22 protein-coding genes are annotated in these 22,351 nt (G+C 69.2%); 4 read left to right on the top strand and 18 right to left on the bottom strand.

Annotated elements, in window-relative coordinates; genetic code table 11:
- Positions 1-51 precede the first annotated feature (51 nt).
- From SLNSH_RS17505 to SLNSH_RS17515, 3 genes are all read right to left on the bottom strand, one after another.
- Positions 52-3,204, bottom strand: coding sequence for an efflux RND transporter permease subunit (locus SLNSH_RS17505; protein WP_106338308.1), 3,153 nt, complete (start codon positions 3,202-3,204; stop codon positions 52-54).
- Positions 3,201-4,373 carry an efflux RND transporter periplasmic adaptor subunit gene (locus tag SLNSH_RS17510; RefSeq protein ID WP_245422394.1) on the bottom strand — a complete coding sequence of 391 codons (1,173 nt, stop codon included), beginning with the start codon at positions 4,371-4,373 and terminating at the stop codon, positions 3,201-3,203. Before SLNSH_RS17510 ends, SLNSH_RS17505 begins: the two co-directional genes overlap by 4 nt.
- A gap of 95 nt (positions 4,374-4,468) precedes the next feature.
- Positions 4,469-4,822: a hypothetical protein gene (locus SLNSH_RS17515; protein ID WP_146140297.1), complete on the bottom strand. Its 354-nt coding sequence runs from the start codon at positions 4,820-4,822 to the stop codon at positions 4,469-4,471.
- A 346-nt stretch (positions 4,823-5,168) separates the two neighbouring features.
- Between SLNSH_RS17515 and SLNSH_RS17520 the strand changes: the two genes are divergently transcribed.
- A complete protein-coding gene (locus SLNSH_RS17520) occupies positions 5,169-5,357 on the top strand; it encodes a hypothetical protein (protein ID WP_106338310.1) in 189 nt (62 codons plus the stop codon).
- A gap of 104 nt (positions 5,358-5,461) precedes the next feature.
- Positions 5,462-6,808 (top strand): AmpG family muropeptide MFS transporter, encoded by a 1,347-nt coding sequence (locus SLNSH_RS17525; RefSeq protein WP_106338311.1) that lies wholly within the window; start codon positions 5,462-5,464, stop codon positions 6,806-6,808.
- Positions 6,809-6,871: 63 nt separating this feature from the next.
- On the opposite strand, the gene SLNSH_RS17530 is transcribed toward SLNSH_RS17525, so the two are convergent.
- From SLNSH_RS17530 to SLNSH_RS17555, 6 genes are all read right to left on the bottom strand, one after another.
- Complete coding sequence (locus SLNSH_RS17530) at positions 6,872-8,197, bottom strand: DUF1521 domain-containing protein (protein ID WP_106338312.1); 1,326 nt, start codon at positions 8,195-8,197, stop codon at positions 6,872-6,874.
- A gap of 149 nt (positions 8,198-8,346) precedes the next feature.
- On the bottom strand, positions 8,347-8,724 hold the full coding sequence (locus tag SLNSH_RS17535; RefSeq protein ID WP_106338313.1) for an SgcJ/EcaC family oxidoreductase: 378 nt from the start codon (positions 8,722-8,724) through the stop codon (positions 8,347-8,349).
- A 151-nt stretch (positions 8,725-8,875) separates the two neighbouring features.
- Positions 8,876-9,205: a hypothetical protein gene (locus SLNSH_RS17540; protein WP_106338314.1), complete on the bottom strand. Its 330-nt coding sequence runs from the start codon at positions 9,203-9,205 to the stop codon at positions 8,876-8,878.
- A 407-nt stretch (positions 9,206-9,612) separates the two neighbouring features.
- Positions 9,613-10,062 carry a YidH family protein gene (locus tag SLNSH_RS17545; RefSeq protein ID WP_245422395.1) on the bottom strand — a complete coding sequence of 150 codons (450 nt, stop codon included), beginning with the start codon at positions 10,060-10,062 and terminating at the stop codon, positions 9,613-9,615.
- Positions 10,063-10,069: 7 nt separating this feature from the next.
- Positions 10,070-10,348, bottom strand: coding sequence for a hypothetical protein (locus SLNSH_RS17550; RefSeq protein WP_196240274.1), 279 nt, complete (start codon positions 10,346-10,348; stop codon positions 10,070-10,072).
- A gap of 80 nt (positions 10,349-10,428) precedes the next feature.
- Positions 10,429-10,743 carry a DUF2061 domain-containing protein gene (locus SLNSH_RS17555; RefSeq protein ID WP_245422396.1) on the bottom strand — a complete coding sequence of 105 codons (315 nt, stop codon included), beginning with the start codon at positions 10,741-10,743 and terminating at the stop codon, positions 10,429-10,431.
- 566 nt (positions 10,744-11,309) lie between these two features.
- Between SLNSH_RS17555 and SLNSH_RS17560 the strand changes: the two genes are divergently transcribed.
- Positions 11,310-13,643 carry a xanthine dehydrogenase family protein molybdopterin-binding subunit gene (locus SLNSH_RS17560; RefSeq protein WP_158266807.1) on the top strand — a complete coding sequence of 778 codons (2,334 nt, stop codon included), beginning with the start codon at positions 11,310-11,312 and terminating at the stop codon, positions 13,641-13,643.
- 37 nt (positions 13,644-13,680) lie between these two features.
- Here SLNSH_RS17560 and SLNSH_RS17565 read toward each other — a convergent pair whose 3' ends face one another.
- From SLNSH_RS17565 to kduI, 3 genes are all read right to left on the bottom strand, one after another.
- Entirely contained in the window at positions 13,681-13,884 is a 204-nt protein-coding gene (locus SLNSH_RS17565; protein WP_146140298.1) for a hypothetical protein, read from the bottom strand.
- A gap of 207 nt (positions 13,885-14,091) precedes the next feature.
- The gene (gene kduD, locus SLNSH_RS17570) at positions 14,092-14,850 is read right to left on the bottom strand and encodes a 2-dehydro-3-deoxy-D-gluconate 5-dehydrogenase KduD (RefSeq protein WP_106338318.1); all 759 of its coding nucleotides are present in this window, start codon (positions 14,848-14,850) and stop codon (positions 14,092-14,094) included.
- A gap of 5 nt (positions 14,851-14,855) precedes the next feature.
- Positions 14,856-15,695: a 5-dehydro-4-deoxy-D-glucuronate isomerase gene (kduI, locus tag SLNSH_RS17575; RefSeq protein ID WP_106338319.1), complete on the bottom strand. Its 840-nt coding sequence runs from the start codon at positions 15,693-15,695 to the stop codon at positions 14,856-14,858.
- Between the two features lie 100 nt (positions 15,696-15,795).
- Here kduI and SLNSH_RS17580 point away from each other — a divergent pair, with 100 nt between their 5' ends.
- Positions 15,796-16,503, top strand: coding sequence for a GntR family transcriptional regulator (locus SLNSH_RS17580; protein ID WP_106338320.1), 708 nt, complete (start codon positions 15,796-15,798; stop codon positions 16,501-16,503).
- Between the two features lie 4 nt (positions 16,504-16,507).
- Here SLNSH_RS17580 and SLNSH_RS17585 read toward each other — a convergent pair whose 3' ends face one another.
- From SLNSH_RS17585 to SLNSH_RS17610, 6 genes are all read right to left on the bottom strand, one after another.
- Positions 16,508-17,032, bottom strand: coding sequence for a hypothetical protein (locus SLNSH_RS17585; protein ID WP_106338321.1), 525 nt, complete (start codon positions 17,030-17,032; stop codon positions 16,508-16,510).
- A gap of 4 nt (positions 17,033-17,036) precedes the next feature.
- Positions 17,037-17,975 carry a type II secretion system F family protein gene (locus SLNSH_RS17590; RefSeq protein WP_106338322.1) on the bottom strand — a complete coding sequence of 313 codons (939 nt, stop codon included), beginning with the start codon at positions 17,973-17,975 and terminating at the stop codon, positions 17,037-17,039.
- A 7-nt stretch (positions 17,976-17,982) separates the two neighbouring features.
- Positions 17,983-18,948 (bottom strand): type II secretion system F family protein, encoded by a 966-nt coding sequence (locus tag SLNSH_RS17595; RefSeq protein WP_106338323.1) that lies wholly within the window; start codon positions 18,946-18,948, stop codon positions 17,983-17,985.
- Positions 18,949-18,952: 4 nt separating this feature from the next.
- A complete protein-coding gene (locus tag SLNSH_RS17600) occupies positions 18,953-20,485 on the bottom strand; it encodes a TadA family conjugal transfer-associated ATPase (protein WP_106338324.1) in 1,533 nt (510 codons plus the stop codon).
- Between the two features lie 105 nt (positions 20,486-20,590).
- Complete coding sequence (locus tag SLNSH_RS17605) at positions 20,591-21,739, bottom strand: CpaE/TadZ family protein (RefSeq protein ID WP_106338325.1); 1,149 nt, start codon at positions 21,737-21,739, stop codon at positions 20,591-20,593.
- 20 nt (positions 21,740-21,759) lie between these two features.
- Positions 21,760-22,326, bottom strand: a complete 567-nt coding sequence (locus tag SLNSH_RS17610) for a TadE family protein (protein ID WP_106338326.1) — start codon at positions 22,324-22,326, stop codon at positions 21,760-21,762.
- Positions 22,327-22,351: the final 25 nt, after the last annotated feature.

The raw sequence follows: 22,351 nt of genomic DNA on the forward strand, positions 1-22,351 counted from the left end.
TCGACAGCGCAAAACGCTGAAACAGGGGCGTCTCACATCGCCGCCGAAGAATCAGGCCGCACCGCGCTTGCTACGGCGCATTCTCCGCCTGGCGACCGCGTCGTTGGTCCGCTCGCGCATCGTCTGGAAGGCCACGTAGAGCGGGGGAATGAACAGGATTCCGACAATGGTGGCGGCCAGCATGCCGCCCCACACGGTCGTGCCGATCGCCCGGCGGCTGCCGGCGCCGGCGCCCGTCGCGAACACCAAGGGAATCACGCCCAGGATGAAGGCGAAGGCCGTCATCAGCACGGGCCGGAAGCGCTGCTCGGCTCCCAGCACCGCGGCTTCCACGATGCCCCTGCCCGCTTCACGCTGCTCCTTGGCGAACTCCACGATCAGGATGGCGTTCTTCGCGGCCAGGCCGACCAGCAGCACGAGGCCGATCTGGGCGTAGACGTTGTAGTCGATGCGCGCGATCCAGAGCGCGCCAACGGCGCCCACTGCTGCGAAGATCACCGACACGATGACCGAGAGCGGCGTCGTCCAGCTTTCGTACTGGGCGACCAGGAACAGATACGCGAACAGCACGGAAAGCGTGTAGATGATCCAGGTCTGGCCCCCCGCCTGGATCTCCTGCAGCGACAGGCCCGACCACTCGAAGCCGTAGCCCTGCGGCAACTGCGTGCGGGCCAGCTGGTCCATGGCCGTGAGCGCCTCGCCCGAGCTGCGACCCGGCTTGGCCGAGCCGTTGACCGTGACGGACGGGAACAGGTTGAAGCGGGTCACCGACTGCGGCCCGAGCACGGTCGAGGTCGTGATCAGGCTGCGCAGCGGCACCATGGCCCCCTTGGAGGAGCGCACATAAAGACGGTCGATCTGGTCGACCCGGTCGCGGAACTCCGCTTGATCCTGCACCTTCACCTGAAAGACGCGGCTGAACAGGTTGAAGTCGTTGACATACTGCGAGCCGAGGTGAGCCTGGAGCGTGCGGAAGATGTCGCCCACGGCCACGTTCAGCAGCTCGCTCTTGGTCCGGTCCACATTGACGAGAATCTGCGGCACGCCCGCCGTAAAGGTCGTGTAGGCGCGCCCGATCGCGTCGTTCTGGTTGGCCCGAAGAATCAGGCCGCCGGCAGCGGAGGCCAGTTCCTGGGGCGATTGCCCGGCGAGCGCCTCGACCCGCATGTCGAAGCCGCCGCTGGCGCCCAGGCCCGAGATCGCGGGCGGGTTGAAGGCGATCACCGTGGCCGACGGGATGGCCGCGAGCTGCGCGCTCACCCGTCCGATCAGCGCCTGCGCGGTCTGGTCCGCGCCCTTGCGCTCGCCCCACGGCTTCAGCACCGCGATGGCGAGCGCCGCGTTCGGCGCCTGGCCGCCCAGGAGGCTGAAGCCCGCCACCGTGATGACGTTGGCGACGCCCTCCTGCTTGCGCAAAGTCTCGCGCACCTCGTTGACCACGGCCTGGGTCCGGTTGAGGGACGCGGCGTCGGGCAGCTGGACATTGAGGAAGAAATAGCCCTGGTCCTCGTCAGGCAGGAACCCGGTCGGCAGCACCCGCAAGGCGCCGTAGGTCGCGGCGCCGGCCAGGACCACGCAGGCGATCGCCACGACCAGCCTGCGCGACAGCCAACCCACCGCCCCGCCATAGCCCGAGCGCGTCCGGTCCAGCGCGCGGTTGAACAGGCCCAGCAGGCCGCGGCGGGAGTGCGCGGGCTTGTGCAGGAAGAGGGCGCAGAGCGCCGGGCTCAGCGTCAGCGCGTTCACGCCGGAGAGCAGAACCGACGCCACGATGGTGACCGCGAACTGCCGGTAGAGCTGGCCGGTGATGCCGGGCAGGAAGGCGACAGGCGTGAACACCGCCGCCAGGACCAGCGTGGTGGCGATCACCGGGCCGGTGATCTGCTCCATGGCCCGGCTGGTCGCCTCCGGGCCGCTGAGCTCGGGATGCTCCTCGAGATTCCGCTGCACGTTTTCCACGACCACGATGGAGTCGTCGACCACCAGCGTGATCGCCAGCACAATGGCGAACAGCGAGATCGTATTGGCCGAGTAGCCCATCGCCAGCAGGACGGCGAAGACGCCGATCAGCGACACCGGGATGGTGAGCATCGGGACCAGCGTCGCGCGCCAGTCCTGCAGGAACACGTAGACGACCGCCACCACCAGCACGAAGGTGATGACCAGCGTCAGGATGATCTCCTCGATGGTGGCCGACACGAAGGCAGTCGTGTCGAAGGTGTTGGAGTAGGCCAGGTCTTCGGGGAAGCGCTGGGACAGCCGCTCGAGCTGCGCGCGCACACCCTTGGCCACGTTGAGCGCGTTGGCTCCCGGGGCCTGGTAGACGACCACGAAGGCGGACGGCGCGCCGTTCAGCTGTGCCTGGGAATCGTAGGTCTGCGCGCCGAGTTCCACGGTGGCGACGTCCCTCACCCGCACCACGGCGCCGAGCGGGTTCGTGCGGATGATGACGTTCTCGAATTCCTTCACATCCTGCAGTCGCCCTCGCGCCAGGATGGTGAGTTGCTGCTGCTGGTCCTTGCCGATGGGCGCGGAGCCGATCTGTCCGGCGGAGGCCTGGAGGTTCTGCTGCTGGATGGCGGTGACGATGTCCGCGGCCGTGATGCCCAGCGCGTTCATGCGGTCCGGGTTCATCCAGATCCGCATGCTGTAGTCAAGGCCGCCCAGCACCTGGGCGTCGCCCACGCCGGGCACGCGCGCGAGCGCGTCGCGGATGTTGATGGCGGCGTAGTTGCTGATGAAGATTGCGTCGTGCGTGCCCTTGGGCGAGTAGATGTTGACGCCCAGCAGCATGTTGGACGAGCGCTTGCGCACCGTGACGCCCTGGGCGATCACCGCCGCGGGCAGGCGCGAGGTCGCCAGCGAGACGCGGTTCTGCACGTTCACGGCGGCGATGTCGGAATTCGTCCCCACCGCGAAGGTCACGGTCAGGGTATAGCTGCCGGTGTTGGTGCTGGTGCTCTCCATGTAGAGCATGTTCTCGACGCCGTTGACCTGCGCCTCGATGGGCGCGGCCACCGTGTTGGCGAGATCCTCAGCGCTCGCGCCGGGATAGGACGCCGTGACCTGCACCTGCGGCGGGGTGATCTCGGGAAACTGGGCGACGGGGATCGCCAGCATGGCGAGCAAGCCCGCCAGCGTGATCACAATGGAAATGACGATCGCGAATTTCGGCCGCGAGATGAAGAATTGCGGGAAGCTCACGGCGTCTGCCTCGCCTGACCCTGTCCCTGGCCCTGCGCCGGTTGCGCCCGCACCGGGTTGACCACCGCGCCGGGACGCACCTTCTGCAGGCCGTCCACGATGATGGTCTCGCCCGCCTTGACGCCGCGCTCTACGGCCCAGTTCTGGCCCACCTGGGTATTGGCCGTGATGGGCCGCTCCTCGACCTTGTTATCGCCGGTGACCACCAGCACCTGCTTGCCCTGCCGCGTTTCCTGCACGGCCGCGACCGGGACCACCGGCATCACACGCGGCTGGGCCGGGCGGACGCTGACGAAGACCGTGCCGCCGGGCAGCAACGTGGCCCTGGGATTGTCGAAAACGGCCCGGATCGGGACCGTTCCCGTAGCCGGGTCCACCTCGTTGCCGACGAATTCGATCCGGCCCTGCTTGTCGTATTGCTGACCATTGGCGAGCCGGATGGTGGGGACGAATGACGAGCGCACCTCCTTGGAGGTCGCGTCGCCCATTTCACGCTGGACGTCCTGGACGTCACGCTCGCTGACCGAGAAGACCACGCGAATGGGATCGAGTTGCACCACCCGGGCCAGCGCGCCCGAGTCGGGCCCCACGAGGTTGCCGACCGTGATGTTGGCCTTGCCGATGCGGCCGGCGATGGGCGACGAGATGGTGGTGTAGCCGAGGTTCAGCTGCGCGGTCTTGAGCTGCGCCTGCGCGGCCTCGAGCGCCGCCTTGGCGGTGTCGCGGTTGGCGACGGCGGTGTCGAGGTCCGCCTGGCTGCCCGCGTTGCGCTCGCGCAGCTCCTGCCGGCGCTGCAGATTGATCTCGGCGTTGCGCAGGGTGGCGTCGGCGCTTTCCACCTGGGCCTGGGCCTGGGCCACCACGGCCTGGTACTGGTCCGGCTCGATCCGGAACAGCGGGGCGCCCGCCTTCACGTCCTGGCCTTCCTGGAACTCGACCTTGCGCAGGAAGCCCTGAACCCGGGCGCGAATGTCCACCGCCTCGATGGCCTCGAGCCGCCCGATGAATTCGGTGCGCGGCGCCACGTCCTCGTTGCGGACGGTCTCGACCGTCACGGAGGGCGGCGGCGCGTTGGCGCCGGGCGCCTGGGCGAAGGCCGTGGCGGCCCAGGCCGTCCCGGCCGCCGCGAGGAGGAAGCGGGTAGGCGTGATCAGTCCCCGGCGCGCCAAGTCGAGCTCCCTCGTGCGAATCGGACGGGGAACAAACGTCAATCCGGAATCGTTCCGGGCGCCGCCGGGGGCGTCCCGTCACAGACGCGCGACGGCTAGGGCTCGGGCGGGGTCGGCAGGTTGGCGAGCCACCAGCGCGGGCGGCCGCCCCAGCGGACGCTGACGAAATCGGGGGATTGCGAGAGGCTTGAGGAGATCGAGTTGTCGGAGGTGGGGGACCCCAGGGAGCGCATGCCCTCGGCGAGCTCACCGGTGCTCTGCGGGGCCGCCCTTTCGCTCAGGAGCTGCCTGGCGAGTATCCGCAAGCTGCGGCTGCGCTGCGGTCGCTCCGCGCCCGGTCCGCTCCCCTCCACCGAATGGATGGCCTCCTCCAGGGCGAGGTAGACGCGGAACTCGGAGACGTTGCGAAGCAGCTTGTCCTTGAGTTCATCCCGCAAGGCTTTCATCACGTCGAGAGGGCTTTTTTCCGGCAGGCCCGCTCCGTCAGTCAGAGACGACTCCGGCCGCCGGTCGTTCTCGGATTGCATCATACTTACCGTGCTGCTCTGCGACATGAGTCGACTTGTACATGCTTGGCAATCGAGCGTCCAACTTTCGTCCTGTTATTCCGAAGTACTGCTCTATTAACATTAATCTACAGCGTTCTAATAAATCTTTATTTGCTCCATTTAGCGCCACACGGCGGCCTGAATCCTTCAAACGCAGTGTCCCGGGCACGCCTTTTGCTCAGCTGGGTGCACACGCGATCATGTGTATCATTTTGAAATGCGAGGGGACGTTCCCGTGGAGACACCCATGCCGGACCCGGCCACATTGTCCGATGAGGCGCTCATGACCTGGATCGTGAACGCGCTCATGGAGGCCCAGCGCCGTGGCCTGACCTCGGTCATGGTGGCCGAGCCCGCGGGCGCGGACGGCGAGGACGACGGGCTTGTGGGCGAAGACGGCCCCTGCGACCTGGATCCTGCTCACCTCCTGCACTGAGCCGCCGCGCCGTCTCCGGACCGGCGCGACATCGCTGATTCTTGGCGCTCGACAGCCCAGGCGTGTATCAGGCGAAGGCCTGAAGCCGCCTGGAGCGAGTCTGAATGAGCGAGCGATACCTCTCTGCGCCTGAGGCGTCCCCCGGATTCCTGCAAGCCTTGAAGGTCTACCTGCGCCCCCGCGTGCTGGTGGTCATCCTGCTGGGCTTCTCCTCGGGCCTCCCGCTCGCCCTGACGGGGACGACCCTGTCCGTCTGGATGACGGAGGCGGGGGTCAACCTCTCGACCATAGGGCTGTTCTCGCTCGTCGGCCTCCCCTACACCCTGAAGTTCCTCTGGGCGCCCGTTGTCGACGCCCTCGACGTCCCGCTGCTGTCGCGCCTGCTGGGGCGCCGGCGCGGCTGGCTGCTCGCGACCCAGCTCGCCCTGGCGGCGGCCATCCTGCTGCTGGGCGCCCAGTCGCCTTCCGCTCCGCTGGCCATCGCCGCCGGCGCGCTGCTGGTGGCGTTCCTGTCCGCCACCCAGGACATCGCCGTGGACGCCTTCCGGGTCGAGCGGCTCGACTCTTCCGAGCAGGCGGCCGGCATGGCCGGCTACGTGGCCGCCTATCGCATCGGCATGCTCGCCTCCGGGGCTGGCGTGATCGCCTTCGTGTCCTGGCTGGAGACGCTGGGCCTTCCGCGCGAGCGGCTTTGGTCCGGCGGATACGCCTTCGGCGCGGCCTGCATGGCGATCGGCGTGCTCGCCACCCTGTTGGCGCGCGAGCCGGAGGGGCCCGTGGAGCGCGACGGCAAGGGAACCGGCGCGGCCGGGCGGATCGCGGCCACGGCCTTCGGCGCCTTCGCCGAGTTCCTGGCCAGGCCGCAGGCCTGGACGGTCCTGGCCTTCGTGCTGTTCTACAAGTTCTGCGACGCCTTCGCGGGGGTGCTCACGGCGCCCTTCGTCATCGCGATCGGCTTCGACAAGCTCACCTACGCGGCCATCGTGAAGGGGGTCGGCCTCGCCGCGGCCCTGGCCGGCGGGTTTGCAGGCGGCCTCCTGGCGAAGCAGGCGTCGCTCGCCGCCTGTCTGTGGATCGGCGGCGTGCTGCAGATCCTTTCCAACCTCGCTTTCGTCGCCCAAGCCTATATCGGCGTGAACGTTCCGGCGCTGACCGGGACCATCGTGGTGGAGAATTTCACCGGCGCCATCGGCACGGTGATCTTCGTGGCCTACCTGTCCGCCTTGTGCGGGGCCCGGGCCCACACGGCGACTCAATACGCGCTCCTCACGGCGCTCACCGCCGTCGGGCGCACCTTCCTGGCCTCCGTGGCCGGCTATGTGGTCGAGCGCACCGGCTGGCCGCTGTTCTTCGTCGTGACGATGGCCGCCGGTCTGCCCGGCTTGGCGCTCCTCGCGATCTTGCAGGCGCGGGGTCATTTCGCCGAGCTGGCGAGCCGCAAAGTCGCCTAATCGCATAGAAAAGGGGCGGCCGCATTGCGGCCGCCCCAATCGGCGTTCAGGAACTCGCCCGGCTCAGCAGGCGGCCTTGGCCTCTGCGTCGTTGATGGCCTTCTGGTCGACGGCCTTTCCGTCCCTGGTCCAGCCGCCCTTCGTCTCGTGCACCACCGTGCCGTCGTCGGTGGCGCGGTCGATCTGTCGGCCGTTGCCGCTCGTGGTCACCTTGACGTTGTTGTTCCCGTCGATGTAGCCGGCGAGGCCGGAGACCACCATGGCCTTGTCACCCTTGGTGATCGTCAGCTTCGAGGCGTAGCTGGGGCCCGTGGTGGCCTTATCCACCTGCTTGCCGCTGCCATCGACGGTGTCGACCGTGATCTTCGTGCCGTCCTTCAGCTGGAAGGTCGTGTCCTTCTTGAAGTCCCAGTCGTTCTTGCCGTCGTTGCCCTGGTCGACATGGGGGTCGCCAAACACCTTGGTGACGTCGCCGGAGCAGTTGTTCTTCAGGATGAACTCCTGCTTCGACTCGTCGAAGTTCAGCGTGTAGTCCTTGCCGAGCTTGATCTCGCCCTTGCCGTCCTTGACCTCGGACGCGGACCACTTGTTCTCGTCGCAGCTCGGCTTGGCAGGCGTCTTGTCCGACCCAGGCTTGCAGGTGTTCGGGTTGTCAGGCGTCACGATCGGGAATTTTTCCAGGTCGTCTGGCTTGCAGTCAATCGGCTTGGGCTTCGGCGGACAAGGCTGGGGCTGAGGCTGCGGCGGGCACGGTTGCGGCTTGGGCTGAGGCTGAGGCTGCGGCTGAGGCTGGGGCTGCGGCTGCGGCTGCGGCGGGCACGGTTGCGGCTGGGGCTGCGGGCACACCGGCGTCTCGGGAATGTGCGGCGGCTGCGGGGTCGGGCCGCAGTTCGGCTGGCAGCCGCCGTGGCCCGGGTAGGACGGGTAGTTCGGATAGGAGGGCTGGCGACCGCCGCAAAGCTGGTCGAGGCGATCGGACAGCGAGCCGAGCTGCAGCTTGATTCCGCTCACCATGTCGCTCATGCCGGCGCCGTAGCCGACCTGGCTGCCGCCCCAGCTCTCCGCGGCGCCCGACCGACCGCCGCCGGCGCCCTGGCCGCCGCCGTAGCCGATCTGGCTGCCGCCCCAGCTTTCCGCGGCGCCCGACCGACCGCCGCCGCCGCAACCCTGGCCGCCGCCGTTTCCGATCGTCTGGGTGAGCTTGTCGATCATCTGGCCAAGCTTGGACAGCTCGCTCTTAATCTCGCCCAGGATCTGCCCAACGTTGCCGCCCGCGAACGAGCTGTTGGACGAAGCGATCCCGGCGCCGAAGCCCGAGTTGTCCGCATAGGCGCTGTCGCCCGCGTAGTTGGTCGTCTGAGACGCGCCGTTGTAGGCCTGGATGCACATGGTGGGAACTCCCGTGAAGCACGAGAAGGTCGACTTCTCGGGAGTGAGGAAACAAAATCTCGCGCTTTGCAGCTATTTTGGCGAATTACGCAACGGCCTCAGTACTACGCAGCCCGCGTGCGTCGGCGATGGCGATCTCGAAGAGGCCATCAGTCCCACAGGTGCCGGTTCCACATGTGGGTCACGATCCGATAGTCCCCGCCCCGGAGGGCGCACACGAACAGGTACTTGCCCGACACCAAACGGTGATTGTCCTGCATGCGGAACGTATAGCGGCCGACTTCCTGCACGAAGCCAGCCCCGAGTTCGCGCCGGTCGTCGCAGGTGATGGTCACCGCCGTAGCGTGCGCGGCGAAACTCGCCCAGAAGTCGCCGATCGACGGCCGACCGTGGCGGATCTCCGAATTGGTCGGCACGATGACGCCGTCCTCGACGTATAGCGCCGCCAGGCGGCGCTCGTCCCGGGCGTCGAAGGCTGCGAACCAGTTCTCGTTGAGGCGCGACAGCGCGCCCTGGTCGATGGGCATGACGCTTCTCCTCGCCTTTGCGGGGAAACGCGCGGCGGGCGGGATGGCTCCATCGGCACAAAGATCGCCCCGAGATCCGCGACCGCTCGAAGAGCGGGCCGGCTCGGGGCGTGAAAGCTCGTCAGGTTCGCGCGGGGGCGCGAAAGGCCGTTCAGCGACGCAGGCGGTCGCTGGGCTCGATCTCTTCTACGATCTTCAGGATCATGCCGAGCCGGGCTACGTCGCCGGCGGTGATCTCGTCCATCTGGCGGTTGGCCACCACGGACAGGTAGTTGTGATAGGCGTTCACCAGGCGGGTGATGGCCTGCAGGCGCTTGCTTTCGGCCTGACGCCCGAACTCGGCCGGCTGCTGCTTCGTGTCGGCGAGCAGGACGCGGCTGAGCCCGTCCAGGATCGCCGTCTCGTTCATGCCCGGGCGCATGCCGCCACCGGCCACGGCGTGCAGGGTGGGCTCGCTCTTGACCACAGGGGCTTCCGACATCCGTGAACTCCTTAACGCGTTGAGGGGAAATTCAACTATCGGGAAAGACTAATATACTGAAAGTTGTACGTTTCAACGGACGTGACAAATTGTGATTAATTTAACCATGAAGCGAATGGCTATTGGCAAGCTCATTCGCAGCACACGCGAGGCGAACATCCCGAAAGACAGCGGCTTGCCTGGATGAATTCGCCGCACTTCAATGTGCTGATCGCGAGCGAAGGACGGACGCTTGGATCATCCATGCGGCGCAGCCTCGGGATTGACGGGCGTCGTGCCCCAAGACCGTCTTCCGCGCAACCCAGATGCCTGGAATGGGCGCCGGGGTCGAGCGGATCGGTAAATGAAGCCTGCTCGGCATGGGTGAAAAGAGGCCGACAATAGAAAATCGCGGCCGAAAGGACGCCTCAGCGGGCTGAACCTGGAGCGGCGCCAAACCACACGCCGATCAGCGCAGCGAGCGCCACCAGAGCCAGGAAGCCGTTCACCGTTGCGAGCAGAACGGGCGGGATGCGGGCCGTGTCCGGCTCGGGCGGGGGCGCGCCGGGCTTCAACTCTCGCCAGATCGCCGCGGCGAAGCAGAACATGCTGAAAACGATGAGCACCGCGCCAGTGAGCCTGGCCAGCCAGAGAGGCAGCGCGCCGCTCAGCAGCGCCCGCGCGCCCACGCCGCTCGCCAGGGCGGCGAGGCCGGTGCGGACCCAGGCCGCATAGGTGCGCTCTGCGGCCAGCACCGTGCGGTCGGCCGCGAGCTCGGTGCGCCGATCGGCGCTGCCGGTCAGCTCCTGCGCGCTGCGCTTCAGCGCGCCGGCGCTTTGCGCCACCTTGGCGCTCGCAACCTCTGTTTCGGAGGCCACGGAGCCCTCAGTAGCGGCGTGCGTGATGCCTGTGCACGTGATGCCTGTGGTAGCGCACGTGCCGGACCCGCGTGTCCTGCGGAATGCCCGCGACGCCCTTCACGCCACCGGCGACGCCGCCCGCCACGCCTCCCACGACACCGCCCACCGCGGCCCCGACGGGCCCCGCTGCGCGGTTGCCGACCGTCGCGCCCTCCTGGGCGCCGCGCGGGACGCCTTGCGCCTGCGCCGCCCCCACAAACCCGGCTGCCGCAAAGGCCAAGACGCCCAATCCAATCCATCGCATGGCGGACCTCCGTTCAGGAACGGAGACAAACGGGCGCCCCGGCGGCAGGGTTCCAGAGCGCCGGCGCCCGCGGGCGATCCTCAGAAGAGCCAGGGGCGAGGACGCCTGTAGCCCATGGCGCGCTTCACTGCGATCCGCAGCCCTTTGTCCCAGGCGCGCTCATGGCCGTAGTACAGCGCCATCTTGGTCAACACCTCGATGCCGACCACCGAACCGGCCCATCCCAGGCTGCCGGTCACCAGGTACGTGACCACGAACGTGTCGGCCGCCGCGACGAGCCGCCAGGTCGCGGCCTTGAACACCGGCACCAGGGGGTGACGGCAGATGTCGGCGTGACGGGAGACATAGGCCGGCGGGATGGCGGCGGCGACCGAGACGTTGGGGTGAATGCTCACGGCCGCCCTCCCCGCACGCAGGAAACCTGATGGAGCCAGCGGCGGGTGACGTGAGAATTCGACATGGGTGAGCCTCCCTGGTCGCAATAAGGGCGTGCGCATGCGGTCCCGCACGCGCCCGAGCGGGCTTGTAGAGATGAAGTGGTCAGTTGAACGAGCCTGGGTGGCCCGCCATCCGACGCGCAGTCGAAGGAAGAGCAGTCTGGAAATTCAGAAAGGGGAACGTCTGACCAACGCAGACACAGAACTCACGACGCCCCCAGTCATGAACAACCGATGAACAACCTGATCAGGCAATAAGGCGAGAATCTGACAACGTCGCTCCACGTGAATTCGACTATGAAGATGTATAACTAACTCACTGAGACCACTGGGACGATTGCTCCGCCCGCATCCGTTTTCCCCACGTTTCCTGACGTCGTCTGTCCGACTGGCGGCGCCACGGTTTCGTCACGGTTCAGCCGGCGCGTTGCCCCGACTCGTCATGGGTATTACCAGCTGGAAACACCTGCGGCGCCTCGCCGCCGGCTGTGGCGCTTGGAATGGTCGAAGGACGAATCGCTTCCGTGCACTCCCCCTGCGTGTCGCCCCCCGCCGCCATTCCCGCCGACCATCGCTCCGAGCGTCGCCGGGAAGACGAACGCTTCCTGACCGGCCAGGGGCGCTACCTGGACGACGACCCGCCGGAGGGCTGCCTTTTCGCCGCCGTGCTCCGCTCGCCCCACGGCCATGCGCGCATCCTGTCCGTGGACGTCGCGGCGGCCACAGAGAGCCCCGGCGTCCGCGCCGTCCTCACGGGGGAGCATTGGGCAGCGGACGGCCTGGGCGCCCTGCCCTGTTTCATGTCTCTCGGCCCGGACGCTCCGCTCGTGGTTCCTCCGCGCCCGCCGCTTGGCTACGAGCGCGTGCGCCACGTCGGGGACCCGGTCGCTCTCGTGGTGGCTGAAAGTCGCCAGGCCGCGCAGGACGCGCTGGAGCTGATCGTCGTCGACTACGAGGTCGAGCCGGCGGTCACCGACATGCGCCGGGCCGTCGCGGAAGGGGCGCCGCAGGTTTGGCCGGAGGCGCCAGGCAACCAGGCGTTCCGCTACCGCCGGGGCGACCCGGATTCGGCCGCCGCCGCCATGGCCGGGGCGGCCCATGTGGTCGAGCTGGAGCTCGTCAACAACCGCATCGCGGCGGCCGCGCTGGAGCCGCGCGGCGCCACGGGATCGTGGGACGCGTCCTCCGGGCGCTGGCTGCTGCGCATCAGCGGGGCTTCCGTGCACCAGATCCGGCGCGAGCTGGCGGAAGGCGTGTTCCGCGTGCCGCTCGCGGCCATCGACGTCGTCTGCCCGGACGTGGGCGGCGGCTTCGGCATGAAGAACGTGACCTATCCGGAATACGCGCTCGTGCTCTGGGCGGCGAAACGCCTCGGGGCGCCCGTTCACTGGACCGCCGAGCGCATCGAGGACTTCACCGCCGGCGTCCACGCCCGCGACAACCTGACCACCGCCCGGCTGGGCCTGGACGCGGAGGGCCGGTTCCTGGCCCTGCAAGTGGAGACGCTCGTCAACCTGGGCGCCTATGTGAGCTCGCTTGGCCCAGGCCCGGCCACCACGGCGGCGACGCCCGCGATGGGCGGCCTGTACGACATCCCGGCCGTGTCCATGGACGTGCGCGGGGTTTTCACCAACACGGCCCCGGTGGACGCGTACCGCGGGGCCGGCAAGCCCGAGGCGAATTTCCTGATCGAGCGCCTGGTGGACCTGGCCGCCGCCCGCCTCGGCCTCGACGCCGTCGAGCTGCGCCGCCGCAACCTCATGCGGAGCTTCCCCCACCGCAACGCCATGGGGGCCGTGATCGATTGCGGCGCCCCTCTCGCCAACCTCGACCGCGCCCTGCTGGCAGCCGATCACGCGGGATTTCCCGCCCGCCGGTCGGCGTCGGAGGCGCAGGGCAGGCTCCGCGGCCTGGGCGTGGGCTGCTTCCTGGAGACCTCGCGCGGCCAGCCCAACGAGGAGGCGTGGCTGCGGGTCCGGTCGGACGGGAGCATGGAGCTCGCCATCGGCACCCAATCCAACGGCCAGGGCCATGAAACAAGCTTCGTGCGGCTCGCCGCCGACCGGCTCGGCGTTCCCGCCGAGACGCTCCGCCTGGTGCAGGGCGACACCCGCGTGGTCCCGCGCGGCGGCGGACACGGCGGCGCGCGCTCGCTGCACATGGGCGGCGGCGCGATCGTGCTGGCTGTGGAAGACCTCGTCGCCAAGGCGCGGGAGCATGCCGCCCGGCTCACCCAGGCGGCGCCCGCCGACGTCTCCTTCGAGGGCGGCGCCTGCGTGATCCGGTCCCATGGCGGCCCGGAGCGGCGCATGGAGCTGGCCGAGATCGCAGCCGCCCTCGCGCCGGAGGAGGCGTTGGAAGGCCACGGCCACCATCTCTGCGACGCCTACACCTTCCCGAACGGCTGCCACGTGGCGGAGGTGGAGGTCGATCCAGAAACGGGCGCGGTCGCGCTCCTGTCCTACGTGGCTGTCGACGACTATGGGCGCCTCGTGAACCCGCTGCTCACGGAAGGCCAGCTGCATGGCGGGGTCGCCCAGGGCGTCGGGCAGGCGCTCATGGAGGAGGCCCGCTACGAGGACGAGACCGGCCAGATGCTGGCGGCCACCTTCATGGACTACCAGGCGCCGCGGGCGGCGGACCTGCCGCCCTTCGCGGTGACCTTCGTGGAGATCCCCACCAACGCGAACCCGATCGGCGCCAAGGGCGTCGGCCAGGCCGGCGCCATCGCGGCGCCGCACACGGTGATCAACGCCGTCCTGGACGCACTGCGCCCCCTCGGCGTCACCCACCTGGACATGCCGGCCACGCCCGAGCGCGTCTGGTCCGCCATCAGGCGGGCCAAGAGCCACGCCTGAAGTCACGCTGCGGGGTGGGCGGCGACGCCCTGGGGCCTCAGATGCGCCCTTCGAGGACGCTCTCGGTCAGGTGCGCAAGCGTGTCGCGCACATGGAGGATGTAGCCGACCGTCTCGTCCAGCGAGCAGTCGCGCTGGCCAGAGAACCAATGGTCGGGCTTCATCGCGTAGGGCTCGAGCTCCCGGTCGCAGACGGCGATCGTGGCGGCCCATTCGGCGAGCATGCGGTCTCTGGTGGTCATTGTTTGCGTCCCCCAAGCAACGCCAGCCATATGGTTAAGCAGGCGTCGCCGCAACGGGCCCACAACCCCATCGGTTGTGGATAACGAGGACACAATCAAAGTTGTCGGAAGGGGGTCTCCGAGTGTTGCCAAAGGGCGACTCGCGCCCCCTTGGAAGTCCCGCCGGACAGGCAGCGGGAGGGCCCGGCCAGGCCCTCCGCCCGGGCCTCAGCGAGCCAGCCAGCCGCCGTCCACCGGCAGCACGATCCCGTGCACGTAGGCGGCCGCCGGCGAGGCCAGGAACACGGCCGCGCCGCCGATGTCGGACGGGTCGCCCCAGCGCCCGGCCGGGATGCGGGCCAGGATCTGCTCGCTGCGGACCGCGTCCTGCCGCAGCGCCTCCGTGTTGTTGGTCACGAAGTAGCCCGGCGCGATGGCGTTGACGTTGATCCCCTTGCCGGCCCATTCGCACGCCAGGAGGCGCGTGAGGCCCGCCAGCCCGCTCTTGGACGCCGTGTAGGACGGGATGCGGATGCCGCCCTGGAAGGACAACAGCGAGGCGATGTTGACGATGCGCCCGCCGCCCTCGCGCGACACCATGTGGCGCGCCACCGCCTGGGACAGGAAGAACACGGACTTCAGGTTGACGTTCATGACGTCGTCCCAGTCCTGCTCGGTGAAGTCGAGGGCGTCGGCGCGGCGGATGATGCCGGCGTTGTTCACCAGCGTGTCGATGCGCCCGCGCCAGGCGAGCGTCTCGGCGACGATGCGCTCCACCGGCTCCAGCGTGCCGAGGTCGGCCCGGATCTCCAGGAAGGGCGCGCCCGCATCCTCCACGAGGCGCTGCGTCTCCGCCATGGACGAGCGGCCCACGGCCGCGACCGCCGCGCCGGCCCGGGCCAGCGCCACCGCGATGCCCTGCCCGATGCCGGTGTTGGCGCCGGTCACGATGGCCGTCTGGCCGGTCAGGTCGAAGGGGTTCCCCATGGCGCTCACCGCAGCTCGGACATGGGGACCATGTCCATGTCGGTGAAGTCCTGGTTATCGCCCGCCATGGCCCAGATGAAGCCGTAGCTCGCCGTGCCCACGCCGGCGTGGATCGACCAGCCCGGCGACAGGATCGCCTGCTCGTTGGCCACGACGAGGTGCCGCGTTTCCGTGGGCTCGCCCATCATGTGGAACACGCGCTGGTCCTCGGGCAGATCGAAGTAGAGGTAGACCTCGGAGCGCCGGTCGTGGGTGTGGCACGGCATGGTGTTCCACACGCTGCCGGGCGAGAACAGCGTCATGCCGGCGACGAGCTGGCAGGTGGGCAGCACGTCGGGGTGGATGATCTGGTGGATGACCCGCTTGTTGGCCGAGGTCTCGGCGCCGAGCGGCACCTTGCGGGCCTCCTCGAGGGCGATCTTGCGGGTGGGATACGTCGCGTGCGCCGGGGCGCTGAGCAGGTAGAACTTGGCCGGGGCGTTGGCGTCCAGGCTTTCGAAGCGCACGTCGTCGGCGCCCATGCCGACATACAGGCTGTCCCTCGGCCCGATGTCATAGGCCTGCCCGTCCACCGTGATGCGGCCGCCGCCGCCGATGTTGATGGCGGCCAGCTCCCGTTTGGCGAGGAAGGTCTTCTGCCCGATCGGCTTGGAGGTCTCGAGCTTCAGGGCCGCGCCCGTCGGCATGGCGCCGCCGAGCACGAACCGGTCCACGTGGCTGTACGTCAGCGCGATCTCGCCGGGGACGAAGACCGTCTCGACCAGGAAGTGATGGCGCAGCTCCTCCGTGTCGAAATAGCGGACTGCTTCGGGGTGGGACGCCTGGCGTACGTCGATCTCGGTCATGGACCGTCTCTTTCCCTTGCTCATTGTGCGGGCGCGAGCGCCGCGCCTTCAGGTCTGCCGGCCTACCCGCTTGGGCTCCGGCCATCTTGTATGGTAGCGTATGCCAACTTTGGCGAACACGCGCAAGCGGAGCAGGATCGTGAGCGGACAACCCTCATCCTCGGCGGCGCAGGCGGTCGAGAGCGCGCTGAGGCGCGCCATCCTGACGCTTGAGCTGCGTCCCGGCTCCCGCCTCTCCGAGCACGATCTGGCGCAGCGGCACGGGGTCTCCCGCCAGCCCGTGCGCGAGGCGCTGATTGGCCTCGCCCGCATGCGGCTGGTCGAGATCCTGCCCCAGCGGGGCACGGTGGTGTCCAGGATTTCCGTGGCGAAGTTGATGGAGGCGCGCTTCGTTCGCGAGGCGGTCGAGACGGCGGTCGCCCGCCGGGCCTGCGAGCATTTCAATCCCGAGCAGCGCCGCCGCACAGGAGACCTGCTCGCCATCCAGGAGCAGGCGGCCGCGCGGGGCGACCACGACGGGTTCGCCCGGGCCGACCACGCCTTTCATGTGGCGCTGGCCGAGGGAGCCGGCTGCGGCCTCGCCTGGGAGGCGCTGCGCGACATCAAGGCCCATCTCGACCGGGCCTGCCAGCTTACGGTTCCGGACGCGGAAGCGATGCTGCATCTCGTGGGGCAACACCGGGCCATCATGGACGCGGTGGACCGGCGCGATCCCGATGGCGCCGCCGAGACCATGCGCCTGCACCTCACGGAGATCCTGCGCGCCCTCCCCCGGGCCGAGGCCGAGCACCCCGAGCTGTTCGAGTGAGCGCTCAGCGCCTCCTGGCGAGGGTCCCGCGCGCCTGCGTGTCGAGGTCCTGCAGGTTCGCCAGGATCTCCTCGTTGCCGGGGTCCTTCGCCAGCGCCTCTGACAGGTTCAGGCTGGCGAGCTTGTAGTTCTTGCGCTGCAGGTAGGAGTACCCGCGATTGTTGAGGTAGGTCGCCGTGCGGCCCCCGAGCTGCTCGGCGCGGAGATAAGCGCGGTCCGCGAGGTCGTAGCGCCTCAGCTGGTCATAGGAGGCGGCCAGGCCGAGCCAGGCCTCGGCGGTCGAACCGGGGCTCTCCACCGCACGGCGGAAATGCAGCTCGGCCAGCCCGAACCGCCCGCCGGCGAAATGCTGGCGCCCCAGCTCCAGGTCGCGCGCCGCCGGGTCGGCGGGAGCCGCGGCGAGCGCCGGGGCGGCCTCGGCCGCGACGGCGGGCGCGACCTCGCCCGTGGCGGTCACGGTGTTGCAGGCGGCGAGCGGAAGCGCCGCTGCCGCGCAGAGGGCGATCGGTCGGAGGAATGCTAGGGGCATGGGTTCACTGATTGGCGAAGGAGGCCATGATGCGGACGCCCGCCGGGTAGAGCAGCGTCACGATCAGAACAGGGAAAACGAAAACCGTTAACGGCACCACAAGCTTCGCGGGCAACGCGTAGGCTTTTTCTTCGGCGCGAGACATTCTCTTGTGGCGCATTTCATCGGAATAGACCCGCAGCGACTGGGACAGGCTGGCGCCCAGCTCCGTCGACTGCTGCAGAAGCGCCGCGAACGTCATGGCTTCTTCGAGCCCGAGGCGCAGCCCCAGGCGGTTCAGGGCGTCCGCCATCGGCGTGCCGGCCCGGATCTCCAGCGACACCATGGCCAGGTTCTCGGCCAGCCACGGGTAGGACTGGACGAGCTCCCGCGAGATGCGGTCGATCGCCGCCTCGAGCGGTAGCCCGGCTTCGGCGCAGACGACCATGAGGTCCATGAAGTCCGGGAAACCAATGCGGTAGGACGCCAGCCGCTTGGAGATGATCCGGTTGAGATAGACGTTCGGCGCGAAATAGCCCGCCCCGGCCGCGGCCGTGGTCCACAGAAGGGTGTTGACCTCCGCTTCCGTGAGCCACAGCGCCAGGAAGGTGAGCAGCGCTCCCCCGATCGCTCCGCCGAAGCGCGCCGCGAAGAACAGCGCTGGCGCGCCCGAGGCGTGAAATCCCGCCTGGATCAGCCGCTGGCGCAGCGCCCGCTGCTCCCGCGGGTCGGCCCCGTCCAGCATCGGCTGCATCGCGGCGGAGATGCGGGCGAGCGCCGTCCCGCCCTCGCGCGGAGCGGCCTCCGCTGTGTCGGCGGCGGCGCGGCGGCGCACCTGCCGGCGCACGCGCAGCAGCGTCCACAGCACCGCACCCAGCGCCGCCAGGACCAGCACCGCCAGGCCAACGCCCAGCAGGATGTCGGTGTCGACGGCGCCGGCGAGATCGGACTCGGTCGGATCCATGGGCGCCTCAGAACTTGAAGTTGATCATGCGCCACATGATGGCGTTGCCCAGCATCATCCAGCCGACCGATCCCCCCAGCACGTAGGGCGCCGACGGCTGCCCCCAGACGTCGCCGTAGAAGTCCGGGCTGATCACGTTGATGGAGGTGAACACGAACACCGGCATGGCGTTGAGGATCATGGCCGCGACCTTGCCCTCGGCCGACAGGCCCTTCACCTTGCGCCGCATCTTGAAGCGTTCGCGGATCACCTTGGCGAGGTTCTCCAGGATCTGCCCGAGGTTGCCGCCCGTGGTGGACTGGATCGCCACGGAGGTGACGAAGAGCGCCAGGTCTTCCTGGCCCACCCGCGCCAGCATGCTGCGCATGGCGCCCTCGAGATCGGCCCCGTAGGTGATCTCGTCGGCGATCATGCCGAACTCGGAGCCCAGCGGGTCGGGCATCTCGCGCGCCACCATGGAGACGGCGATCGGCACCGGGTAGCCGGCCCGCAGGCTGCGCACGACCACGTCGATCGCCTGCGGGAGCTGCTCGGCGAACTTGTTCTGCCGCCGCTTGCGCAGGAACAGCAGGCCGAGGAGCGGCAGCGCCGTCCCGGCCAGCAGGGCGGCGGCCAGAGCAAGCGCCAGGTCGCCGTAGAACACGGAGGCCCCCAGGCCCGCGGCCAGCGGCAGCGCCGCCAGCGTCGCGACGAGCGGCGGGCCGACCCGCACTCCCGATTGCAGCACCATGCGGTGCAGCATTCCGGACCAGGCCGCCCGGCCGTCGGCGCCGAGCCCACGCTCGCGCCGCAGCTGGACGAGCACGCGCTCGGGTCCGCCGCCCTCGCGTCCCAGCGCGAGGCGCCGGTTCACGCGGGAGCGGTAGTCCTTCTTGTCGTAGACCAGCAGGTACACCGCCTCGGCCACGAGCACGGCGGCGAGGGCCGCGAAGCCGAGGACGACGTAGAGCGGATCGAAGTCGAGCCCGAGCATGGGGTCAGAGCGGCTTCGAGGGGTCGAAGTGCGACGGCGGGATGTTCACGCCGTGGGCGGTGAGATCCTGGAGAAAGCGCGGACGGATACCCGTGGCGACGTGGTGGCCGTGGATCGTGCCGTCCGGGTCCGTGCCCGTGCGCACGAACTTGTAGATCTCCTGCATCTGGATGATGTCGCCTTCCATGCCGGTGATCTCGGCCACGGAGGTGACACGGCGCTTGCCGTCCGACAGGCGCTGCAGCTGCACGATCATGCGCACCGCCGCCGAGATCTGGCCGCGGATGGACTGCTGGCTGAGCGGCAGGCCGGCCATGCCGATCATCTGCTCCAGGCGCGAGATGGCCTCGCGCGGGTTGTTGGCGTGGATTGTGGCCATGGAGCCCTCGTGGCCCGTGTTCATGGCCTGCAACATGTCGAACGCCTCCTCGCCGCGGCACTCGCCGAGGATGATGCGCTCGGGCCGCATGCGCAGCGCGTTCTTGACGAGGTCGCGCTGGCGGATCTCGCCCTTCCCTTCCAGGTTCGGCGGCCGCGTCTCCATGCGGGCCACGTGCGGCTGCTGCAGCTGCAGTTCCGCCGCGTCCTCGATGGTGATCAGGCGCTCGGTGGGCGAGATGAACGCGGAGAGCGCGTTCAGCATGGTCGTCTTGCCCGAGCCCGTGCCGCCCGACACGATGGTGGTGATCCGGGCCTTGACGGCGGCGGCGAGCAGTTCCGCCATCTGCGGCCGAACGGCGCCGATCTCTACCAGCTTCTCCAGCGACAGCTTCGACTTGGAGAACTTGCGGATGGAGACCAGCGGGCCGTCCACGCCGATGGGACGCACCGCGCAGTTGAAGCGCGATCCATCGGCCAGGCGCGCGTCGCAGAGCGGGCTGGACTCGTCCACGCGGCGGCCCACCGCGGAGACGATCTTCTGGATGATGCGCATCAGGTGCGCCTCGTCCTTGAACAGCGAGGGCACCTGCTCCAGCACGCCGCGGCGCTCGACGAAGACGTTCTGGTGCCCGTTGATCAGGATGTCGGCGATGCTGGGGTCCCGCAGCAGCGGCTCCAGCGGGCCGAGGCCCGTCATCTCGTCCAGCACTTCGGAGACGAAGGCGTCGAGTTCCTTGGCGTTGAGCGGCAGGCGCTCCGCCACCACCCAGCCGGAGATGATGCCGTGGATCTCCCGGCGCATCTCCTGCTCCGGCAGCTTCTCCAGGCTGGCCAGGTTGAGCTCGTCGATCAGCCGCTTGTGGAGACGGATCTTGGCGTCCAGCAGGCGCGCGTTCGGCGCGTCAGCATGCGCGGGCGCGGCCGGCGCCACATAGGCGGGCTGCGGAGGAGCGGGCGTGGGCGTGGGCGCCGCCGCGGGCGGCGGGACTTGCGCCGGCTCGGGAGCGACCGCCGGGGCGGGCGCTGGCCCCTCGACCGGGATCGGATAGGCCGACTCAGCGGCGGCGGCCGCCGGCGCCGGAGCGGCCGGCGGAGGGGGCTCGGGAGCCCAGGCGGGAGCGACGGCGGAGCGGCGGTTCGAGAAACGTCCAAGCATGCTCAACGGGGCGTCTGGAGGGTTTCGCGCATCCTGCCCGCGCAGGTGTGAAAGGCCCGGGCGAATGCAATTTAAAATTGCGCGTATCGGCCCATTTCCGGCCGATCAGGGCCGGTCGGGGGCGAGCACGATCTTTCGGAGATCCGCCGTGACCGTGTTCCCGGCCTTCACCGATTCCAGCGGCAGGCCGCGGTCGATGGCCTCGCGCACGAGGGCGTAGTTGTTCGCGACGGCGCCGGCGAAGACCTTGCCCAACGCGCTCTCTGCGTCCGCCTTGCGGAGCCCCGTGCCGAACAGCGAGGTTTGCTGGAAGCGGTTGACCACGACCCGCGGCTCCACCTCCGGCAGCCGCTCAGCGATGGCCTTGGCCAGGTTGCGCCCCTGGCGCAGGCCCGGCACCGTCATGTCGGTCACCACGAACACGGCGTTGGAGCCGCCCAGCACGGCGTCCGTCCATGGGTCCCAGCGCCGCGGCAGGTCGATGACCACGTTGCGGAACCGGGCCGACACGACATCCAGCATGCGCAGCACGAAGTCGGGGCTGACGTCGTTCGGCTGGGCCGGGCGCCCGGGGGCGGCGAGCACCGCGAGGCCGGAGCCGTGGACGCTGAGCATCACCTCCAGGAGTTGCTGGTCCATGCGCTCCGGAAACTGGCCCACCTCCTCCAGGTTCAGCCGCGGCTGGATATCGAGGTACTCGGCGCAGGAGCTGCTCTGGAAATCGAGGTCGACCAGGCAGGTCGAGGGCTCCTTGCCCTCGCGCAGCAGGATCATGGCGGTCTCGATGGCGAGGGTCGTGTTGCCCACGCCGCCCAGCGCCGGCAGGAGCGCGTGGATGCGGCCCGACTGCTCGGGGAGCCCCTGCCCCGCCCGGAGCGCCTGCACGCAGGAGCGCAGCACGTCCTTGGGCTGCACGGGCTTGCGCAGGAAGTCCGCCACCCGGATCTGCAGGAACCAGCGGGCAAGCCCGTCGTCGAAGGAGTCGGTGAGCACGATGACAGGCGCGCCCGGGCTGACGCTCGTCATGAGCGTGCGCAGCCCCGCCAGGCTTTCGGAGCGGCGCGGGTCGAGGTCGACCACGACCACAGCGGCCTCGGCGAGGCGCGGGTCGCGGGCGGACTGCTCCACCGGGCCGACGATCAGCACGGGCTGCACGTTCTGCACGGGGGCGAGCACGCCGGCGACGCCGTCGAGGAGGCCCTGCTCCGGGCCGATGAGGAGGACGGAGGACTGCTTCTGAGTGTCGGGATGCATGGGATGCTCGGGTGCGAGGATCAGCGACCGGCCATGTCTTCGGCCGTGGTGGTGACGGACAGGTTCGCCATGCTAAGCCGCGGCAGGTGCAGCAGGCGGTTGAGGACGAGGAAGTCGTAGGTCATGCCCACGAGCCGCAGGGTGATGGTGGGCACGGGCCCGCCCGGGCGCCCGGCGAAGCCCATCCCGGTTTGCACGTAGTCGATGGCGACGTTCTGCGGCTTGACCCGAGGGAACACGCTGCACATGCCGGGCAGGCCCGTCGGCGTGGCCGGGCACGAGGTCTGGCCGCGGCCGTACACGATGGTGTTCAGCGCGGTCGCGTCGAAGGTCCCGTTGGCGCAGGTGGCCGTGGCCCCGCTGCAGCGGCGCTCGAAATAAGGCATCGGATCGCCCGGGGCGACCGAGCCGGACGTGCCGTCCCAGGTCTTCAGGTCGGACGACACCGGGTCGGAGGTCGCGGCGAGGCGCGCCCCGAGCTGCAGCGCCTTGGTGGCCTGGTTCCACTGCCAGAAGGCCACGCCGAAATCGAGCGTGCCGATCAGCACCAGGATCACCACGGAGGCGATCAGGCCGAACTCGGCCATGCTCGCGCCGGACTCGTCTCGCCGG

Origin of the sequence: Alsobacter soli, from assembly GCF_003004785.1 — a bacterium.
In the GTDB taxonomy this organism is placed as follows: Bacteria; Pseudomonadota; Alphaproteobacteria; order Rhizobiales; family Beijerinckiaceae; genus Alsobacter; species Alsobacter soli.